Annotated in this window: 23 protein-coding genes; 12 read left to right on the forward strand and 11 right to left on the reverse strand. The window is 64.0% G+C overall.

The window, feature by feature from the left end; translation table 11 throughout:
* On the forward strand, positions 1–245 hold a 245-nt coding region (locus RIF85_RS04160; RefSeq protein ID WP_309070651.1), incomplete at its 5' end, for a citrate/2-methylcitrate synthase.
* Between the two features lie 85 nt (positions 246–330).
* Here the strand turns inward: RIF85_RS04160 and galE are convergent.
* Positions 331–1,344 carry a UDP-glucose 4-epimerase GalE gene (galE, locus tag RIF85_RS04165; RefSeq protein WP_309070652.1) on the reverse strand — a complete coding sequence of 338 codons (1,014 nt, stop codon included), beginning with the start codon at positions 1,342–1,344 and terminating at the stop codon, positions 331–333.
* A 153-nt stretch (positions 1,345–1,497) separates the two neighbouring features.
* Here galE and RIF85_RS04170 point away from each other — a divergent pair, with 153 nt between their 5' ends.
* Positions 1,498–2,109 carry a hypothetical protein gene (locus RIF85_RS04170; RefSeq protein ID WP_309070653.1) on the forward strand — a complete coding sequence of 204 codons (612 nt, stop codon included), beginning with the start codon at positions 1,498–1,500 and terminating at the stop codon, positions 2,107–2,109.
* Positions 2,110–2,115: 6 nt separating this feature from the next.
* Here RIF85_RS04170 and RIF85_RS04175 read toward each other — a convergent pair whose 3' ends face one another.
* Positions 2,116–2,985 carry a hypothetical protein gene (locus tag RIF85_RS04175; protein ID WP_309070654.1) on the reverse strand — a complete coding sequence of 290 codons (870 nt, stop codon included), beginning with the start codon at positions 2,983–2,985 and terminating at the stop codon, positions 2,116–2,118.
* Between the two features lie 8 nt (positions 2,986–2,993).
* Positions 2,994–3,962, reverse strand: coding sequence for a 2,3,4,5-tetrahydropyridine-2,6-dicarboxylate N-succinyltransferase (gene dapD, locus RIF85_RS04180; RefSeq protein WP_309070655.1), 969 nt, complete (start codon positions 3,960–3,962; stop codon positions 2,994–2,996).
* An 87-nt stretch (positions 3,963–4,049) separates the two neighbouring features.
* On the opposite strand from dapD, the gene dapE reads away from it, so the two are divergent.
* A complete protein-coding gene (gene dapE, locus RIF85_RS04185) occupies positions 4,050–5,141 on the forward strand; it encodes a succinyl-diaminopimelate desuccinylase (protein ID WP_309070656.1) in 1,092 nt (363 codons plus the stop codon).
* Positions 5,142–5,182: 41 nt separating this feature from the next.
* On the opposite strand, the gene RIF85_RS04190 is transcribed toward dapE, so the two are convergent.
* The 4 genes from RIF85_RS04190 to RIF85_RS04205 form a co-directional block, all read right to left on the reverse strand.
* The gene (locus tag RIF85_RS04190) at positions 5,183–6,061 is read right to left on the reverse strand and encodes an amino acid ABC transporter permease (protein ID WP_309070657.1); all 879 of its coding nucleotides are present in this window, start codon (positions 6,059–6,061) and stop codon (positions 5,183–5,185) included.
* Positions 6,058–6,732, reverse strand: a complete 675-nt coding sequence (locus RIF85_RS04195) for an ABC transporter permease subunit (RefSeq protein WP_309070658.1) — start codon at positions 6,730–6,732, stop codon at positions 6,058–6,060. Before RIF85_RS04195 ends, RIF85_RS04190 begins: the two co-directional genes overlap by 4 nt.
* A gap of 75 nt (positions 6,733–6,807) precedes the next feature.
* The gene (locus tag RIF85_RS04200; RefSeq protein ID WP_309070659.1) at positions 6,808–7,659 is read right to left on the reverse strand and encodes a glutamate ABC transporter substrate-binding protein; all 852 of its coding nucleotides are present in this window, start codon (positions 7,657–7,659) and stop codon (positions 6,808–6,810) included.
* Between the two features lie 42 nt (positions 7,660–7,701).
* Positions 7,702–8,490: an amino acid ABC transporter ATP-binding protein gene (locus tag RIF85_RS04205; RefSeq protein WP_309070660.1), complete on the reverse strand. Its 789-nt coding sequence runs from the start codon at positions 8,488–8,490 to the stop codon at positions 7,702–7,704.
* 116 nt (positions 8,491–8,606) lie between these two features.
* Between RIF85_RS04205 and RIF85_RS04210 the strand changes: the two genes are divergently transcribed.
* From RIF85_RS04210 to RIF85_RS04230, 5 genes are all read left to right on the forward strand, one after another.
* On the forward strand, positions 8,607–9,386 hold the full coding sequence (locus RIF85_RS04210) for a TIGR00730 family Rossman fold protein (RefSeq protein WP_309070661.1): 780 nt from the start codon (positions 8,607–8,609) through the stop codon (positions 9,384–9,386).
* A 3-nt stretch (positions 9,387–9,389) separates the two neighbouring features.
* Positions 9,390–9,719, forward strand: coding sequence for a DivIVA domain-containing protein (locus RIF85_RS04215; protein WP_309070662.1), 330 nt, complete (start codon positions 9,390–9,392; stop codon positions 9,717–9,719).
* Positions 9,716–10,321 carry a DNA-3-methyladenine glycosylase I gene (locus RIF85_RS04220; RefSeq protein WP_309070663.1) on the forward strand — a complete coding sequence of 202 codons (606 nt, stop codon included), beginning with the start codon at positions 9,716–9,718 and terminating at the stop codon, positions 10,319–10,321. The genes RIF85_RS04215 and RIF85_RS04220 overlap by 4 nt, the downstream gene beginning before the upstream one ends.
* Complete coding sequence (locus tag RIF85_RS04225; RefSeq protein ID WP_309070664.1) at positions 10,302–11,552, forward strand: hypothetical protein; 1,251 nt, start codon at positions 10,302–10,304, stop codon at positions 11,550–11,552. The genes RIF85_RS04220 and RIF85_RS04225 overlap by 20 nt, the downstream gene beginning before the upstream one ends.
* Before the next feature lie 148 nt (positions 11,553–11,700).
* Positions 11,701–11,868, forward strand: a complete 168-nt coding sequence (locus RIF85_RS04230; protein WP_309070665.1) for a DUF3117 domain-containing protein — start codon at positions 11,701–11,703, stop codon at positions 11,866–11,868.
* 70 nt (positions 11,869–11,938) lie between these two features.
* Here the strand turns inward: RIF85_RS04230 and RIF85_RS04235 are convergent, their stop codons facing one another.
* Positions 11,939–12,577: a class I SAM-dependent methyltransferase gene (locus tag RIF85_RS04235; protein ID WP_309070666.1), complete on the reverse strand. Its 639-nt coding sequence runs from the start codon at positions 12,575–12,577 to the stop codon at positions 11,939–11,941.
* 310 nt (positions 12,578–12,887) lie between these two features.
* Here RIF85_RS04235 and sigE point away from each other — a divergent pair, with 310 nt between their 5' ends.
* The 3 genes from sigE to RIF85_RS04250 are packed head-to-tail and all read left to right on the forward strand — an operon-like array spanning position 12,888 to position 14,966.
* The gene (gene sigE, locus RIF85_RS04240; protein WP_309070667.1) at positions 12,888–13,523 is read left to right on the forward strand and encodes an RNA polymerase sigma factor SigE; all 636 of its coding nucleotides are present in this window, start codon (positions 12,888–12,890) and stop codon (positions 13,521–13,523) included.
* A gap of 4 nt (positions 13,524–13,527) precedes the next feature.
* Entirely contained in the window at positions 13,528–14,490 is a 963-nt protein-coding gene (locus RIF85_RS04245; RefSeq protein ID WP_309070668.1) for a zf-HC2 domain-containing protein, read from the forward strand.
* Between the two features lie 41 nt (positions 14,491–14,531).
* Positions 14,532–14,966, forward strand: a complete 435-nt coding sequence (locus tag RIF85_RS04250; protein ID WP_309070669.1) for a Sec-independent protein translocase TatB — start codon at positions 14,532–14,534, stop codon at positions 14,964–14,966.
* A 7-nt stretch (positions 14,967–14,973) separates the two neighbouring features.
* Here the strand turns inward: RIF85_RS04250 and RIF85_RS04255 are convergent, their stop codons facing one another.
* The 3 genes from RIF85_RS04255 to RIF85_RS04265 are packed head-to-tail and all read right to left on the reverse strand — an operon-like array spanning position 14,974 to position 17,985.
* Entirely contained in the window at positions 14,974–16,116 is a 1,143-nt protein-coding gene (locus tag RIF85_RS04255) for an Mrp/NBP35 family ATP-binding protein (protein WP_309070670.1), read from the reverse strand.
* Positions 16,113–16,712 carry a DUF1003 domain-containing protein gene (locus tag RIF85_RS04260; RefSeq protein WP_309070671.1) on the reverse strand — a complete coding sequence of 200 codons (600 nt, stop codon included), beginning with the start codon at positions 16,710–16,712 and terminating at the stop codon, positions 16,113–16,115. Before RIF85_RS04260 ends, RIF85_RS04255 begins: the two co-directional genes overlap by 4 nt.
* Positions 16,705–17,985, reverse strand: a complete 1,281-nt coding sequence (locus tag RIF85_RS04265) for a magnesium transporter MgtE N-terminal domain-containing protein (protein ID WP_309070672.1) — start codon at positions 17,983–17,985, stop codon at positions 16,705–16,707. Before RIF85_RS04265 ends, RIF85_RS04260 begins: the two co-directional genes overlap by 8 nt.
* Before the next feature lie 164 nt (positions 17,986–18,149).
* On the opposite strand from RIF85_RS04265, the gene RIF85_RS04270 reads away from it, so the two are divergent.
* Positions 18,150–18,771: general stress protein (locus RIF85_RS04270; protein WP_309070673.1), on the forward strand; the 622-nt coding region annotated here is incomplete at its 3' end.

The following is an 18,771-nucleotide window of genomic DNA, read 5'->3' on the forward strand; positions in this document are numbered from 1 at the left end:
AGAAGGCCCTCGCCGATGACTACTTCATCGAGCGCAAGCTCTACCCGAACGTGGATTTCTACACCGGTCTCATCTACAAGGCGATGGGTTTCCCCGAGAAGATGTTCACGGTGCTTTTCGCCATCGGACGTCTCCCGGGCTGGATTGCCCAGTGGCGCGAGATGATCAAGGACCCGCAGACCAAGATCGGACGCCCGCGGCAGCTGTACACGGGTGCCGGGGAACGGCACTACCCGGCTCGCTAGGGCCAACAGGCGCAGAACCAGTACGACGACGGCCGGTCACCTTCGCAGGTGGCCGGCCGTCGTCGTACGTCAGCAGGGAACGGAGCTAGGAAGCGTACCCCTGGGGATTGTTCTTCTGCCAGCGCCAGTGGTCCTCACACATCTGGTCCAGCGACCGGTGGGCAGACCAGCCCAGGTCAGCAAGGGCGGACGACGGATCGGCGTAACTGACGGCAGCGTCACCGGGCCGCCGGGGGGCGAACTCGTAGGGGATCTCGTGACCGGCCGCCTTGGAGAAGGCTGCGAGCACCTCAAGCACCGATGACCCGTTTCCGGTGCCGAGGTTCCAGCGGTGCACCCCGGAGTGGGTGGTGAGATAGTTCAGGGCTGCGACATGGCCGTCGGCAAGGTCCACCACATGGATGTAGTCGCGGATGCCGGTGCCGTCCGGGGTGGGGTAATCGTTACCGAAGACCAGAACCTTCTCCCGCCTGCCGACTGCTACCTGCGCCACGAAGGGGAGCAGGTTGTTGGGGACACCGGTGGGATCCTCACCGATCCGGCCCGATTCATGGGCGCCGACGGGATTGAAGTAGCGCAGCAGGGCAATGTTCCAGCGGTCGTCGGAAGCACCGACGTCGCTCAGGATGTCCTCGATCTGTTCCTTGGTGCGTCCATAGGGATTGGTCGCATCCAGCGGCATCTTTTCGATGAGCGGGACCTCCTCGGAGGCGCCGTACACGGTGGCGGAGGAACTGAAGACGAGCGTACGGACGTTGTGCCGGTCCATGGTGCGCAGCAGGTTCAGGGTGCCGCCGACGTTGTTGTGATAGTAGAACAGGGGCTTCTCCACCGACTCACCGACCGCCTTCAGCCCGGCGAAGTGAATGACCGCGTCTACGGACTCTGCCTCGAAGACGGCATCAAGCGCGTGCTCGTCGAGCAGGTCAACCTTCCGGAAGTCCACCTCACGTCCCGCGAGCTCCTGCACCCTGCTCAGCGCGACCTCGCTTGAGTTGTACAGATTGTCCACTACGACGACGTCGTGGCCCGCCTCCAGCAGTGCCAGTGTGGTGTGCGAGCCAATGTAACCGCTTCCGCCGGTGACGAGTATCTTCATGGGTTCAAGCCTACCGACCGGCCGCCTGAGGCGCCTAAGTAAGTCACAGACTGTGCGCCGATCACTCTGGAGGCTCAAGCCCTATCGGTCTACCCTTGGAGGATCACGCGCGAGCCGGCCCACCTGACGCCGGCGGAGAGGTCAGGACCACGCATGCACGTCAACAGGGCACCTTCCTGGAGAGTGGAAGCAGGTTCATCTCTGGAAATGTGCTTCGCCCTGTACCTGCGTGACTGTGCCGGACTCGGAGTGATCGGCCAGCCGGCGGTGTGCCCGGTCAAGCCAGCCGTTCATTGTGTCAGCCCGCGCCAGGTGGTTCATGATGTCGGCGGAATGACTGCGCTCCGGGTCGAGTGGGAGGCCTGGTGGTATGAGCTCGTGGCACACTACGGAAACGGGACAGCGCTTCCGACGCCACCCGATTTCCCCGAGCTCACGTCAATGCCCGCGCTTCAGCGCCTGACGCACGCACATTATGGGACTGCCCTGACCTGGACGCAGGAACGCGATGCTGCCTGGCGGCAACGTTCGCTCAAACGGATGCACGACGGCGGCCAGCGATGCTTCGGCGACCTCGTGCGGGAACGTGAACTGGAGCTCGGCCGGCCCGCGAGGCACTTTTCGCTTTCCGTGATCGAGCTGCCGTTGAGCGAGACGCGGGCCTGGTATGTGGAGCCGGACCGGCTCATTCTGAGCGAAGACCTGTACGACGATGAGGCCACCTTCCGGAGCTACGTCCAGCCGGTCGTGGAGATTATTGCGTAACCCCGGTTAGACAGGCGCCTCAGCGAGGGTGATGAGTATCTGGCCGGTTTCGGTTTCCGCGGTGGTCCAGCCGCCGTCGTTCCGGTCCCATCGCAGGCCGGCATGGGAAACGGTGGAGATACCCAACTCCTTGGCGTGGGCGACCGCGAACTGCGCGGCAGCCCACCCGACGGAGCCGGATGCGCTGGCCACCATCCCGTTCTCACTGGGGCTGGTGGCCACAGTGGGGAAGACGGCGGCGAAGCGTTCGGCCACTGCCACCGCGTTCCCAGGTTCCTCAGCCTTCCGCAGAACACAGTTGAGCGATGCGGGAGACTGGCCGGTCAAAGCGGACGCGAAAGCACGTGCTTCGGGCTCGTGGTCGGCATACGCATCGGGGTAGGCGCTTCGCTGGACCAGCTGCGCGGCTTCCGTGATGGGCAGCGTCTGGTATGCCGGAACCTCAACCAGAGCATCGTAGAAGGCTCCGGCGGCGTAGATGGGATCCTGCACCTGTTCCTCGCTGCCCCAGCCCTGCGACGGCCGCTGCTGGAACAGGCCGCGCGAGTCGGGGCCCGCCTGATCGCCGTAATCCAGATTACGCAACCCCGATTCCTGCACCGCTGTGGCCAGGGCAATGGAAGCGGCGCGGGGCGGCAGGCCGCGAGTGACCGCAACTCCCGCGATAGTGGAGGCGTTGGCGGCCTGCTCCGGTCGCAACTCGTACGTGTCCGTACCGACAACGGCGCTGCATCGCTCACGAACCAGGACCTCGGAGGAATTCAACTGGGTTACCGCGAGGTATGCGCCGCCACCGACCACGGCCGTCAACAGGGTGAGGACACCGGCCGCGCGGAGCCGGCGCCGTCGTCGTGCTTGGTGGGTGGTCGGTGGCACGCCGCTCCCTAGTTCGCGTGCAGCGCAGCGTTCAGGGCGATGCCGTGCCCTGACCGCTGGCGCGCTTCCACGATTCCCGTGGTGGAGTTGCGGATGAAGAGCACGCCCGACTGTCCCGAGAGTTCGGCCGCCTTGACCACCGAGCCATCGGGGAGGGTCACTTTGGTGCCCGCGGTGATGTACAGGCCGGCCTCCACGACGCAGTCATCACCGAGTGAGATGCCGATTCCCGCCTGTGCGCTGAGGAGGCAGCGTTCGCCGATGCTGATGCGCTCCTTGCCGCCGCCGGAGAGCGTACCCATGATTGACGACCCGCCCCCGATGTCCGAACCGTTGCCGACGACGACGCCGGCCGAAATACGTCCCTCAACCATCGAGTGGCCCAGCGTTCCGGCATTGAAGTTGATGAAGCCCTCGTGCATGACCGTGGTGCCTTCGGCCAGATGGGCGCCCAGCCGGACGCGGTCGGCATCGGCAATCCTGACGCCGGAGGGCATCACATAGTCCACCATGCGGGGGAACTTGTCGACGCCGTACACGACGACCGCGCCGCGCGAACGCAGGCGAAGGCGGGTGGTCTCAAAACCGTCGACCGGGCAGGGTCCGAAGTTGGTCCACACGACGTTGGCGAGCAGGCCGAAGATGCCGTCGAGGTTGATGGTGTTCGGCTGCACCAGGCGGTGCGAGAGCAGGTGGAGGCGCAGGTACGCATCGGCGGCGTCCGCCGGGGCGTCATCAAGCGATGAGGTAGTGAAGACTACTTCCTGCGTGACACCACGCAGTGCGTCCGGCGCCGCAATGCCCGCGAGTTCGGTGCGCAGCGAGTCTGCGTCGGCTGAACCTTCGCCCAGAACCGGCTGCGGATACCAGACATCGAGTACCGTTCCATCGTCCGCCAGGGTGGCAAGGCCGATGCCGGAAGCGGTCCGGGAGGTGGTTTCGGAGGGGGTCAGGGAAGCGGAGGCCGTCTCAGTCATGGCCTCCATTCTACCGAGTTGGTGCCGGCGACCTCCTCCACCTCGCCGCCACCAGGGGCGGGACCTGCGCCAAGTACCCTTGAGACCATGACTGCTTCCGACATTCTTCGGCTCGATCCCACTACCGACGTAGCGCAACTCACGGCGCACATCATGGACATCGAAAGCGTGTCAGGCAACGAGCGGGAGCTCGCAGACGCCGTTGAACAGGTCCTGCGGGCGAGCCCGCACCTCGAGGTCGTCCGGGATGGTGATTCGTTGATCGCCCGCACCAACCTCGGCCGCGCAGAGCGGGTCATCCTCGCCGGCCACCTCGACACGGTTCCCCTGCCGCACGTGCCGGGATCCCGCGGGACGGTCCCCAGTTCCTGGGACGGTGAGGTTCTGTACGGGCGAGGCGCCACCGACATGAAGGGTGGAATCGCTGTGCAACTTGCCCTCGCCGCTACGCTGACCGAACCCTCCCGTGACATCACCTATGTCTTCTACGACCATGAGGAAGTCGAGGCTGCCTTGAGCGGACTCGGCCGGCTGGTCGAAAGGTACCCATCGTGGCTCGAAGCCGATTTCGCTGTATTGCTGGAGCCAACCGATGGAGTCGTCGAGGGCGGCTGCAATGGAACTTCACGCTTCAACGTCACGACGACGGGGCGCGCGGCCCACTCGGCACGCGCCTGGATGGGGGAGAATGCGATCCACAAAATGGCCGACGTCCTTGTGCGGCTGCGGGACCATCAGCCCGCCACCGTCACGGTCGATGGTCTGGACTTCCGCGAAAGCCTCAACGCCGTCCTCATCAACGGTGGTACGGCCGGTAACGTGATCCCCGACCAGGCAGTGGTGGAAGTCAATTATCGCTTCGCTCCGGACAAGACTCCCGACGACGCCGAGAGGTACGTAAGGGAACTGCTCGACGGCTTTGACGTGATCAGGACCGATGCTGCGGCTGGTGCCCGCCCCGGTCTGAATCATCCCGCTGCAGCGGCATTCGTCAGGGCAGTCGGAGGCGAGCCGAAGCCGAAGTACGGCTGGACCGACGTCGCGCGCTTCAGCGCGCTCGGTATCCCGGCAGTGAACTTCGGTCCGGGTGACGCGCTGTTGGCCCACTCGGACAACGAGCATGTGCACGCGGACGCGATCCGCGCCTGCCTGTCTGCGTTAAAGGACTGGCTCGCCTAGACCGGAGGTCGAGACGAGCCAGTGAATCCTGTTGACCGGGCCTAGCCGGCGTTGGTTGCGTCGGGTAGCAGCACCTTTTGGTCCTTGTCCCGCTTGGCTCTCCCGGCGGTGCGGAAGCTGAGCAGCTTCGACAACCGGTTGGCCAACGACGACAGTGCGAAGTTGATGATGATGAAAATTACCGCAGCAATGAGGAGCGCCTGCAGCAGGTTCCCCTCGCCGACGCCGAGCCTCCGCGCGTTCTGCAGCAGCTCGGTGTAGGTGATGATGTAGCCGAGTGCCGAGTCCTTGAGGATCACGACGAACTGGCTGACCAAGGCAGGCAGCATGGCAGTGAGCGCCTGGGGCACCTCAACCGACCGCAGAGATTGACCCCGCGTCATACCGATGGCCATTGCGGCTTCGCGCTGTCCCTTGGGGAGACCCTCCACGCCGGAGCGCACAAGTTCAGCGATGACCGAGCCGTTGTAGAGCGTCAGCGCGGTGACCACCGCAATGAACGGGATATCCTGCGGGCGCATGATGCTCGCCGCGCCGATAGCCAGCCAGAGGAAGATCATCATCAGCAGGACGGGTACTGCCCGGAGGAACTCGACAATGACCCCGGCGAGCCAGCGGATAGGCAGGAAGTGTGAGAGCCGGCCGATGCCCAGGATGAGGCCCAGAACCACGGAGGTCACGATCGCTACGCCGGCGGCGCGCAATGTGTCCCAGAGGCCCGGAAGGAAGAAGAATTGCCACGTCCTCACCTCGAGGAAGGGTGTCCACTTCGCAGGCTCCAACTGACCGCGCTCGGCGAGGGTGATGACGAGCCACGTCAGCAGCCCAATGACGAAGATGGCTCCGGCAATGTTGCCGATCAGGATATTGCGCTTGGCTTTGGGGCCGGGCGCATCGAAAAGTACCTGCTGAGCGCTCAACGTGCCACCGCCAGTTTCTTGGATGCCCAGGTGGTCAGCAGACCGATCGGGATAACGATGATGACGAAGCCCAGGGCAAAGGTGAAGAAGATCGGGATAACCATGTCAGAACGGAACTCGATCATGGTCTTCATGAGACCCGCAGACTCCGCCACCGAGCCTGCAGCCGCCACCGTGGAGTTCTTGGTCAATGCAATCAGCACGTTGCCGAGGGGTGCAATGGCGCCGCGGAAAGCCTGAGGAAGAATGATCAGCCGGGCGGCGGGGAGGAACGACAGCCCGATCGCGCGGGCGGCCTCCGCCTGACCGAGCGGAACAGTGTTCACGCCGCTTCGGATCGCCTCGCAGACAAATGCCGCGTGGTAGAGGCTCAAGCCCAGGATCGCGAGACGGAAGAAGTTGAGGTTGAAGTCTTCCGACAGGCTCACGAAGAGTTGGCCGAACAACGCAAGTACGCCGAAGGCGATGATGATCGTCAGCGGCGTGTTGCGGAAGATGTTGACGTAGGTGGCGCCGAACCACTGCAGGCTCGCAATGGGAGAGATCCTGAACAGTGCGAGGAGAGTTCCCAGGAGCAGGGACCAGATCGCCGCCCAGAATGTCAGCTGGATATTGATCCAGAAAGCCCCTGCGACGTCGTATTGCTCGAAGAGCGATAGGAAACCGTCCACGGCATCCTTTCTTGTCGGTACGTCAAACGGCTGTGTGGGGGCTGCAACGCAACCCCCACACAGCCGCAGAGGGTGTTAGGCGCACTCAGCCGGCGTCGGCGGGTTCAGTTCCGCGTTCGGCTCATAATCGACGCCTTCAAGGTTGGCTGCCAGGGCTTCTTCCCAGGCGCCGTCCTCGATCATCTTCTCGATGGCGGCGTTGATGTCCGAGCACAATTCGCTGCCCTTGGTGAGACCAACGCCGTAGTTCTCCTCCGAGAACGGGTTGCCGACAACCTTGAACTGGCCCTGGTTGGCTTCCTGGGCGGCAAGACCGGCGAGGATGATGTCATCGGTGGTGACGGCGTCGATCTGTCCGCCGCCCATGAGGCTGACACACTCCGCGTAGCCGGGCTGCTCGATCAGGTTAACGTCTTCAGCGAACTCGTCCTTCACGCGCTGTGCGGAGGTGGAACCGGTGACGGAGCAGAGGTTCCGCCCGTTCAGGTCCTCCGGTCCGGTGATGTCGCTGTCGGTGGGAACGAGAAGGTCCTGGCCTGCAACGAAGTACGGTCCGGCGAAGTCGACGGTTTCCTTGCGGGTGTCGGTGATCGAATAGGTAGCGAAGATCATGTCGACCTGCTCGTTTGACAGCAGGTTCTCGCGGTTGGCGGACGGTGCTTCGACCCACTCGATCTGATCTTCGGTGTAGCCCAGTTCGCCTGCAACGTACTTGGCAACGTCAACGTCGAAGCCCGAGTAGGAGCCGCCCTCGTCGAAGCCGAGGCCCGGCTGGTCAAACTTGATGCCGATTCGGATCGAATCTGCTGCGGCTTCGCCGCCTTCTGCGCCGCCGCCTTCGCCTTCTCCGCCGCCGCCGCCGCAGGCGGACAGGGTAAGCGCCGCTGCTGCTGCCATGGCCAATGCGCCATATCGTGTTGTTCGCATGTTTTCTCCTCGGGTTATTTCCTGATGGGAATTCGTCGGTAGTTAGTGGGCGAGGATCTTGCCCAGGAAGTCCTTGGCGCGATCGCTCTGCGGGTTGGTGAAGAACTCTTCGGGCTTTGCCTGCTCGACGATCTGGCCGTCGGCCATGAAGATCACGCGGTCCGCGGCTTTCCGCGCGAAGCCCATCTCGTGGGTGACAACGATCATGGTCATGCCCTCCTTGGCGAGGGAGACCATGGCGTCGAGCACTTCGTTGATCATCTCCGGGTCCAACGCAGAGGTGGGCTCATCAAAAAGCATCACCTTAGGCTGCATCGCCAGCGCACGGGCTATGGCGACACGTTGCTGCTGCCCTCCGGAAAGCTGTGCGGGAAGCTTCTGCGCCTGGTTATCGACGCCCACGCGCTTCAGAAGCGACATGGCGAGATCTTTCGCCGCGTTTACCTTCATGCCCTTGACCTTGACCGGCCCCAGGGTCACGTTCTCAAGGATGGACTTATGAGCGAAGAGGTTGAATGACTGGAAGACCATGCCGACGTCGGCGCGGAGTTTCGCGAGCGCCTTGCCTTCCGCGGGGAGCACTTTGCCGTCGATGCGGATCTCGCCGTTGTCGATGGTCTCAAGGCGGTTGATGGCACGGCAGAGCGTGGACTTGCCGGAGCCCGATGGTCCGATCACCACCACTACTTCGCCGCGGGCGACCTCAAGGTTGATGTCCTTGAGCACATGGAGTTCACCGAAGTGCTTGTTGACGTTCTTGAGGGAGACGAGCGGCTGGGCCGGCGAGTTGGACGCGGACGAGGGCGTGCCCGACTGTGTGTCACGAGTCATAGGTAGAAATGTAGTCAAAGATTCCACACCGGCGGTACATCGACTGGCCGAAAGCGGAAATCGTGATTCAAGAGCAACCAAAGCGTCAGGCCCCCGCGCCGGTTAGCCTTGGGTGTATGAGTCCCCATAGCGGTAATGACGATCAGCAGGCAGGGCCCCCGGCACCGGCACGGCGCCGGGGCCAGGTGGAACTCCGCCGCGACCAGGCAAGTGCGGTGCAGTCGGACCGGTACCTGCTCGACTCGATGGAGGAAACCCCGTTCACCAAAACGGATCCGTGGCGCGTCCTCCGGATTCAGAGCGAGTTCGTGGAGGGCTTCGGCACCCTGTCGGAACTGGGGCCTGCCATCAGCGTGTTTGGTTCCGCTCGCACTCCCCGGGACTCGCAGTTCTACAAGGTAGGCGAGGAAGTGGGCCGGCTTCTGGTGGAGGCCGGGTACGCCGTCATCACGGGAGGCGGCCCGGGCGCTATGGAAGCGGCCAACAAGGGTGCTTGTGAGGCGGGCGGAGTATCGGTGGGGCTCGGTATCGAGCTTCCGTTCGAGCAGGGGATGAACGAGTGGGTGGATCTCGGCGTCAACTTCCGCTATTTCTTCGCCCGCAAGACTATGTTCGTCAAGTACGCCCAGGGTTTCATTGTGCTGCCCGGTGGATTCGGCACTCTCGACGAATTGTTCGAAGCGATGACACTGGTGCAGACCCAAAAGGTGACGTCATTCCCGATTATCCTCATCGGATCTGATTTCTGGGGTCCGCTGTGGAACTGGGTGCGGGACACGCTGCTCGCGAACGGGATGATCTCCGAGAAGGACCTTTCACTGGTTCACCTGGTCGATGATCCGGCGGACGCGGTGGGCGCCGTCCTCGCTGACACAGCCAGGCACACCGGGCCCTGAGTGATGACCATCTTCCTCGTGCTGATCGCCATAGTGGCCGTCGGCGCCACCGCGTTTTTCGCCGTCGGTCGGGGATGGCAGGGGAGGGATCAGCTGCCGCCGCGCGACCAGCCGAGCGTGACGGGGTTGGTTGAGCCGACGCCGAACCTTCCGCCTGTCCTGCTCCCGGATCGCCCCACCGCGTCGGATATCGGCCGTATCCGCTTCTCCCTCGGATTGAGGGGCTATCGGATGGACCAGGTGGACGAAGTTCTTGACCGGCTTGCCGCAGCGCTTGCCGAGCGGGACGAGCTCATCGAAGCGCTGCAGAACCAGAATCGGGACGCTCGGTGACCGCGGTCAGCGGCAGCGACGGCCGCCTGCGGTGCGGCTGGGCCATCTCCAGCACCGAGTACGAGGCCTATCACGACCTTGAGTGGGGCCGTCCAGTCGTTGGCGATCAGGCTCTCTTCGAACGAATCAGCCTGGAGGCGTTCCAGTCCGGGCTCAGCTGGATCACCATCCTCCGGAAGCGGGAGGCCTTCCGTGCGGCTTTCGCCGGTTTTGACCCGCAAGCGGTCGCGGCCTTTGACGACGACGACGTTGCCCGCTTGCTCAGCGACGCCGGCATCGTGCGGAACCGCGCCAAGATCCTCGCGACGATCTCCAACGCGAGGGCGCTGCTCGCGCTTCCGGAGGGAATGACGCTGGCGGGAGTTCTGGAGAGCCACCGGCCGCCGCCTAAAGCTGCGCCTGAGTCGCTCGCGGATGTTCCCGCCGTCGTGCCCGAATCAATTGCGCTCGCGAAGAAGCTGCGCTCGCTCGGGTTCCGGTTCGTCGGGCCCACCACTGCTTACGCCATGCAACAGGCAACGGGTTATGTGAATGACCACCTTGCTTCCTGCTGGGTACGAAATGACGCCGCGGGACCCTTCCATGTCGCTGAGACTGCGTGAATCCCTGAGGCTTGGCGGGTCGTCGTTGCCTGCCTGGATCCGGTCGCTCCGTGATCGGGCGGCGGCTTTCCCCTGGTGGCTGCAGGTGCTTCTCATCTACGGTGTAGCCCGGTTGTATTCGACGATTGTGCTCACCGTAGCCGCGCGCCTTCAGATGCCCAGTCCGTGGGCCGAAGGTTCTCCGACGTATGGAGAGTTCATCAACTTCTGGGACAGCGGCTGGTACGCGCGAATTCACGACGGCGGGTATCCCACCGCGCTCCCGCGGGGCGACGACGGGTCCGTTCTCGAGAACCAGTGGGCGTTCTACCCGCTTTTCCCGGCGGCCGTGCGGGTCTTCTCGATGCTCACGGGCACGGGATGGAATCCCGGGGCCGCGGTCCTCGCCACCCTGTCTGGAGCTGCGGCCGCGCTCGTGATCTACCGCCTCTTCCGGCTGCGCTCCGCTCACCGGGATGCACTGTGGGCAGTGGGGCTGGTCGCTTTCCTTCCGATATCGCCCATCCTGCAGATTCCTTACGCAGAATCCCTTCATCTGATGCTGCTGTCACTCGCGCTGTATCTGGTGATCGGGGGACACTACCTGCGCGCCGTCCCGGTGGTGGTGCTGATGTGCCTTGCCCGCCCGGCCGGTGTCCCTTTCGCCGCGATGCTGGGAGTCCTCCTGCTGATGGGACTGGCGGCGCGGGGCGATGCCCCGGAGGGGAGGTCCTCGGCTGCGGGGGATCTGCTGCGGCTGGCGGTCCTTGCCGGTGTTTGCGGCATTGCGGCCGTCGTTTGGCCGGTTGTCGCGTGGATTGCGACCGGTATACCGGACGCCTACGTCCAGACAGAGACCGCCTGGCGCGGATCTGAACTCACGCTTTTCGCGCCCTGGCTCAGTGCGTCGATGCAGTTGCTGGGCCCTGTCCTGGGCCCGGTCGGCCTAGTGCTGCTGACCGCCGGTTTCGCCGCGATTCTCCTCTCACCCGCGGGCCGGCGTCTCGGATTGCCGCTCCAGCTGTGGTGCGCGGCCTACCTCTTGTACCTCGCCGCTTTTTGGAATCCGCAGACGAGCACTTTCCGGATCCTGCTTCCGTTGTTTCCGCTGGTACTTGCGTTTGTCCTGCTCTCGGATTCGAGGGCATACCGATGGCTGGCGCTCGCCGCTTGTGCAAGCCTGCAGATCGTGTGGGTCACGTGGCTGTGGGCATGGGCACCGCTGTTCGGCGCGGGCGATTATTCACCGTGACGATGTGATGGGCGCCGCATGGCGATTAGCTCGGCGCGCACTTCTACGGGATAATAGGTGTGGACGAGCGTACGGGGGATACTCCGCCGTGCAATGTTGACCGCGGCCCGGTTCCGGCTGCGCACACCGTGGAAGGGAAACTACTCAGATGGCTGCCATGAAACCCCGTACCGGTGATGGACCTATGGAAGTCACCAAAGAGGGACGCAGCCTCATCATGCGGGTTCCGATCGACGGCGGCGGGCGCCTGGTGGTCGAGCTGAACGCCGAGGAAGCCGGCAAGCTCAAAGACTGCCTGGTCACCGTCACGGACTGACGTCCAGCACTCCAGACGTCTCAGCACCAAGAATCTTTCAGCAGCACCGACTGACGAGTTCTTGTGCCCGCTACGCGGGCATTTTGACTGCCATCAAGAGGCCGTTTCCGGCTGGCATCAGCGAGCTGACCAGCGACTCGTTGGCACGCAGCGTCTTGCCCACCTGCCGCAGCGTGTTGGTTGACGCGTCGCGAATGGCCGGGTCAGCTACTTTGCCGCCATCCAGGGCGTCGTTAATCAGAAGCAGCCCTCCGCGTTTGAGAAGTCGGACCGCCTGGTCCGCGTACAGCGGGAGGTTGGTTTTGTCAGCATCGAGAAACACCAGATCATAGGCTGCATCGGTCAGCCGCGGGAGCACATCAGCCGCACGCCCCGAGATAGTGCGCGTCCGGTTCGCCGGAATTCCCGCCTCCGAGTACGCCTCCCGGGACGCCCGCAAATGGTCCACGTCCGAGTCGATCGTGGTCAGAACCGAATTCGCCCCCATGCCCCGCAGCAGGCACACTCCGGATACACCCGCCCCGGCGCCGACTTCGACAACCGTCATCGCCTTCGACGCCGCGGCAAGAACGGTGAGCGCGGCCGCAATGCCGGTGGTGACGGGAGTGACCCCCAGCTCGTATGAGCGGTCGCGTGCGCGAAGCAGGACATCGTCTTCAACCGGCAGGCCTTCCGTGTAGGACCAGTTAGCCTGCTTCTGCGCGCTCATGTTGTTCCGTTCTCTCCAGGGGTTCAACCGGGAGCTGAGTAGGGTCGGATGGTTCCCGCGAACTGCCGGGCGTATCTTTCCCAGCCTACTGCCGATGAAGGGGGGCCCCGGGTATCACCGCGTAACAGCGCAGCCCGTTCTCCTGATCTTTTCAGCGAGCTCACAGCAAGATCCGGCACGATTGATATGCAAGACGTGCACTATAAGGCATCCAACCGAGGTGAAGCCCCGAATACCTGATGTGGGTCTTTCGGTTTACGACTGGCGCAGCACACCAAACACATCATTCGAGGGCGAGAGGAGAAGGTCGATGGCTACTTCGCGCACGGTGGCCCCTGCACAGGGCGTCACCACCGGAGAGCACGATCAGGAGGTACCCGGCTGGGTGCCGCCGTCATGGGAAGAAGTGGTTCGTGACCACTCTCCCAAGGTCTATAGGCTTGCCTACCGTCTGACGGGCAACAAGTACGACGCGGAAGACCTCACCCAGGAGGTGTTTGTCCGCGTCTTCCGGTCTCTGGCAAACTTCAAGCCGGGAACCCTCGACGGGTGGCTCCATCGGATCACCACGAACCTGTTCCTGGACCAGGCGCGTCGGAAGAACCGCATCCGGTTCGACGGGCTGGCTGAAGATGCCGAGAGCCGGCTGCCCAGCACCCACCCGAGCCCGGAGCGCAGCTTCGAATTCAACAACCTTGATCTCGATGTGCAGGCCGCTCTGGAGGAGCTTCCGCCGGACTTCCGCGCCGCCGTAGTGCTGTGTGATCTTGAGGGTTTGCCTTACGACGAGGTGGCCCGCGCGCTTGGGGTGAAACTCGGCACTGTACGTTCCCGCATCCACCGTGGACGCACCATCCTTCGAGAGAAACTGGCTCACAGGGACCCCCGGCAGACTCCACCTGCTCCAACCCGCCTCAGCCTGCCTCGAATCGCAGGTGCGCGCTAGGTCGATGCGCCATCCAACCCGTTTCCTGATCGACTACGTGGCGGGCGAGCTGAGCCCGGTCCGGCAGCACGCAGTCGAGAAGCACCTTCTTCGGTGTGCACGGTGCCACGAGGTCGTGGAGCAGGAGCAGGCAATCCGTCGTCGGCTTCGGAGCACCTCGACTCCCGGCCCCTCAGAAGACCTGTGCGAGCGCATCCTGCGCAGATCGGCCGCTTCGCCTGCGGGACTTGACGGACTGGCTGATGCGGGCAACGCCGCCGCCGGCAGCCCGGCGCGCATGAGCGACGAGTCCTTCGCCCACCGGCACAGGGCGGTTGTGGCGGTCGGCAGCGCTATCGCAGTCGCCGCCGTCGCGACCCTGAGTGCAGCCTACGCGCTCGGCTCCGAGGTGGAGTCCGGCGAACTTCCGGCAACGGCCGGCTCTGCGTCCGTTTCAGAGAGCTTCAACAGTGTCGCAGAAGGCACTCCCGCCAGTCTCGATGAAGGTCAGATCGAACAGCTGCGCGACGACGGCTGGTTCTGCCCGGAACTGCAGTCGCTGGGCTTCCGGCTTGAGGGTGCCCAGGCACACGAGATAGACGGCCGGCCCACCCTACAGCTGAACCTGTCGGACGGCACTCACACGCTGACCATCTATGAGCAGCGGGGAGAGACGGATATCCCAACCTCTGCCCCTGTCAATGCGGCGACTGGAAATACCGTGCAGGAGGACGGATTCGAGGAAATCGGCGGCACCGAGCAAACGGTATGGCTCCACCCCGGACGTGCCTGGCAGCTGGTTATCGATTCCGGCTCGGCGACGTACACGGTAGTGTCCACGCTGCCCGTCGCGGATATGCCCCGCGCTGTCAGTCAGCTGATGTTCAACGAACACTCCCAGCTCGCCTACTCCCGCCCGGACGCACCCAGCGACCCGCTGAGCCGTATTCTCCGCGGTCTCGGGAAGCTCGCCCAGCCCGCGCCCTGACGCAAATAGATTCGGTGTTGTCCGGCAGGTAGGCTTCGAGGGTGTTTGGAATCAATGGATACGAGTTCCTGCTGTTGGCGCTCATTGCTGTGATCGTCCTTGGTCCTGAACGCCTGCCCGAATACGCGTCCCAGCTGGCACAGCTCGTGAAGGGCTTGCGAAGGATGGCTACCGGCGCTCGTGAGCAGCTCCGGGAGGAAGTCGGTTCGGAGTTCGACGACGTCGACTGGCGCAAGCTTGATCCGCGCCAGTACGATCCTCGCCGCATCATCAAAGAGGCGCTCCTCGACGACATTGAAGATGCCATCAAGCCCGTGAGTGAGAACGGGTCCATTCCCGGTCCGCGCTCACCCTCTACACCCACGGCCTACCCGCCCGGTTCCGCCACGGCGGATGATGCGACCGGCGCCACAGCCGTCACCCCGCAGCGGCTCACCGCGGGCCAGCCCGCACCATTCGATGTCGAGGCAACCTGACGTTTTCTCAGGTGTGAGTAGGCGTAACTTTCAGCAGTCTCTCGCTCAGCCCGCGAGGCCGGCGCGCCAACGCTGAGGCAATGCGGCGAAGCTCGCCGGCGGCGCCGGAGCTGCCGTCCAGAACCACGGGGCGCCCGCTGTCACCGCCTTCCCGCAGGGAAGGTTCCAGCGGAATACTTCCGAGCAGGTCGACGCTGTACCCGACCGTCGAGGTGAGCCGGCGGGCCAGCTCGGCACCGCCGCCGCTGCCGAATACCTCCATGCGCTCACCCGAGGGAAGCTCGAGCCACGACATGTTCTCGATAACTCCCGCAACTCTCTGGCCTGTCTGGACTGCCATGGAACCGGCGCGCTCTGCGACGTCGGCCGCCGCTGACTGAGGAGTGGTGACGATGAGCAGTTCCGCCCCGGGCAGCAGCTGCGAGACGGAGATCGCGATGTCGCCTGTTCCCGGCGGCAGATCGAGGAACAGTACATCCAGGTCCCCGAAGTACACATCCTGGAGGAATTGCTCCAGTGCCCGGTGCAGCATCGGGCCGCGCCAGGCGACCGGCTGGTTACCCGCGACGAACATACCGATCGAAATCGCCTTGACCCCGTGTGCAACCGGAGGAAGGATCATCTCGTCCACGCGCGTGGGTGACTGCTCGATGCCCATGAGGGCAGGAACCGAGAATCCGTAGACGTCGGCGTCGACAATGCCGACCCGCAGACCCTGTGCCGCCATTGAGGCCGCGAGGTTCACGGTAACGCTTGACTTGCCCACGCCGCCCTTGCCGCTTGCAACGGCCAGCACGCGCGTCAGGGATCCAGGATCGTTGAACGGGATGCCGCGCTTTGCTCCAGGGCCGCGAAGCCTATCCTTCAGGCTGTCTCGCTGCGCTTGCGTCATAACCCCCAGCTGCACCGAAGCCGTGCTCACGCCGGGGAGTCCGATGAGCGCTGTTTCCACATCCCTGGTGATGGTGTCGCGCAGCGGGCACCCGGCAATAGTCAGCAAGACGTGTACGACGACGGCGCCGTCGTCGTGCACCGTGATGTCCTCCACCATGCCCAACTCGGTGATGGGACGGCGCAACTCCGGGTCGATCACCTTCCCGAGGGCGGCGCGGACAGCGCTTTCGAGGGATTGGGACTGTTCGTCCGTCACTGTCTGTCCTTGCGCGCCGGCGGCACCTGAGGGAGGGACGTGGTGGCATCAGATACCCTGCGTCTGGGCTTGCGTTGGGCGGGTGTCTCATGGCTGTCGGCGGACTCCAACAGCTCCTCCATGACGGAGCGCAGCTCCGACCGGACGAAGTCGCGGGTGGCAACCTCCCGCAGCGCGATGCGCAGCTCCGCGATCTCACGCGTGAGGTACTCGGTGTCCGACAGGTTCCGCTCGGCGCGCTGCCGGTCCTGTTGGAGGGAGACGCGGTCACGGTCATCCTGCCGGTTCTGCGCCAGCAGCAAAAGGGGAGCGGCATAGGACGCCTGCAGGGACAACATGAGGGTAAGCAGCGTGAACCCGATCGCCGCGCTGTCGAACCTCCACGACTCCGGAGCCCAGCTGTTCCAAGCCAGCCACACAGCAACGAATACCGTCATGTAGAAGAGGAACTGCGGCGTGCCCATGAAGCGCGCGAAATTCTCGGTCGCGCTCCCGAAGGCGTCTGGGTTGGGGCGCAGACGTGGCAATAACCTCGCGCGGCTTTCGCGTGGTGTGTCCAGGCCGCTGCTGGTCACAGTTCTGGTTCTCTCAGCCATTCATGCCTCCCCGAGTTGTATCGGGCGTGACGTCCTGCGCACGCCAGTCTTCCGGTAGCAGGTGATCAAGGACGTCATCAACAGTCACCGCCCCCACTAGTCGGCCGTCGCCATTGACGATCGGCAGCGAATTCAGGTTGTAGGTTGCGAGGATCCGCGACACCTCGCTGATATTCGCCTGGTCACTGACCGGTTCCAGATCAGTGTCGACGATGTTTCCCAGCTGCTCAGGCGGCGGGAAGCGCAGCAGCTGCTGGATGTGGACAACGCCCAGGTAGCGACCGGTCGGTGTCTCAAGCGGCGGTCTGCATACGAAGATGGAGGATGCCAACGCAGGGGTGAGCTCCTCCCGGCGCACATGCGCCAGTGCCTCGGCAACTGTCGCTTCAGGAGGCAGGATGACGGGTACGGGCGTCATCAGCGACCCTGCTGTGTCCTCCTCGTACTGCAACAGTCGCCGCACGTCCTTGGCATCGTCCGGCTCCATGAGTTGAAGCAGTTCTTCCTTCTGCTCTTCCGGCAGTTCGTTCAGGAGGTCTGCGGCGTCATCCGGGTCCATCTCCTCGAGCACGTCTGCGGCCCGCTCCCGGTCCAGGGAGGACAGGATCTGTACCTGGTCGTCGTCGGGCAGTTCCTGGAGGATGTCGGCGAGGCGCTCATCCTGAAGTTCGGTGGCCACCTCGATCCGGCGCTTCACACTCATTTCGTGGAGCGCGTCGGCGAAGTCGGCGGCTTTCAGGTCATCGTGCTGTGCGACGAAGGAGGTCGCAGCCTGTGGTTCGTCAGCGTCGCCGTGGAAGGCATCGAGCCAGTCAATGATGAGACGCTCGCCTCGACGGAGGCCCCGAAGGCGGGATTGCGGTCCGCCGCGGCGGACGAAAATCTGGGAGACATGCCAATCCCCGGAGCGGTCCTTCTCCATGGCAACATCTTCAATGGTCGCTTCACCGCTGCCGTCGCGCAGGGTAATCCTGCGGTCGAACAGCTCTGCGACAACAAGCTGTTCGGCCCCACGCTGGTCGAAGCGGCGCAAATTAACCAGCCCGGTGCAGATGATCTGGCCTGCGTCGATGGAGGTCACACGGGTCATCGGCACGAAGACGCGCTTCTTGCCCGGAACCTCGACCACGAGGCCCACCACCTGGGGAACAACTGCTGGACCGCGATCCAGCACGACGGCATCACGAAGCCGCCCGAGACGGTCACCGAGAGGGTCGAAGACGTCCAGGCCCAAAAGACGTGCCACGAATACGCGCGTTGGGTTGCTGCTCACATGCCAAGGCTACTGCCGTTGCTGTACTAGAGCCGTATTGCGTGACAGCCCGCACAACCTGCGCCCGGGGACCTCCGGCCTTCGGGGAGCTTTCCGTCAGCCCGGAAAGTTCACCGCGAGCGATACGGTGACACAGCCAAGCGCTTGTAAGCAAGAATGAAACTATGTCAAACGTACTTGGACGAACCGCCTCACGCGATGAGGGCCGCACCCTCCCGAAGGGCGAAACCATCGGCCGGTACAACTCGTACCTGGATGCGCAGAAGGCAGTGGACTATCTCGCGGACAGCAAGTTCCCCGTGCAGCAGGTGTCGATCATCGGCAATGACCTCAAGACGGTGGAACGGGTGACAGGTCGCCTGAGCTATCCCAGGGTTGCGCTTGCCAGTGCCGCCACCGGCGCATGGTTCGGCCTGTTTGTGGGCTTCATCCTGACGCTTTTCGGCGGTGACTCAACCTACCTGCCTATCCTGTCCTCGATGGCGCTCGGCGCTGTTTTCTGGGTGTTGTTCGGAGTGATCGCCTACGCCTTCCAGCGGGGAAAGCGGGACTTCACGTCAACCAGCCAGGTCGTGGCCACCAGCTACGACGTCATTGTTGATCCCTCCGTGGCCGGTGAAGCCCGCCGCATGCTGCAGCAGCTTCCGATGAACTCGCGTCCGCAGGGGGAGGCAGCGGCGCCGCCCCAGCCGTGGGGTCCGCCTCCGCAGCAGAACCAGCCCCCGCAGCGTCCCGAAAGCTGGACTCAGCCGCCGGTCCAGCCTCCGCACGTGCAGGCACCGGACG

The organism is Arthrobacter sp., from assembly GCF_031179385.1.
Classification (GTDB): Bacteria; Actinomycetota; Actinomycetes; order Actinomycetales; family Micrococcaceae; genus Arthrobacter_D.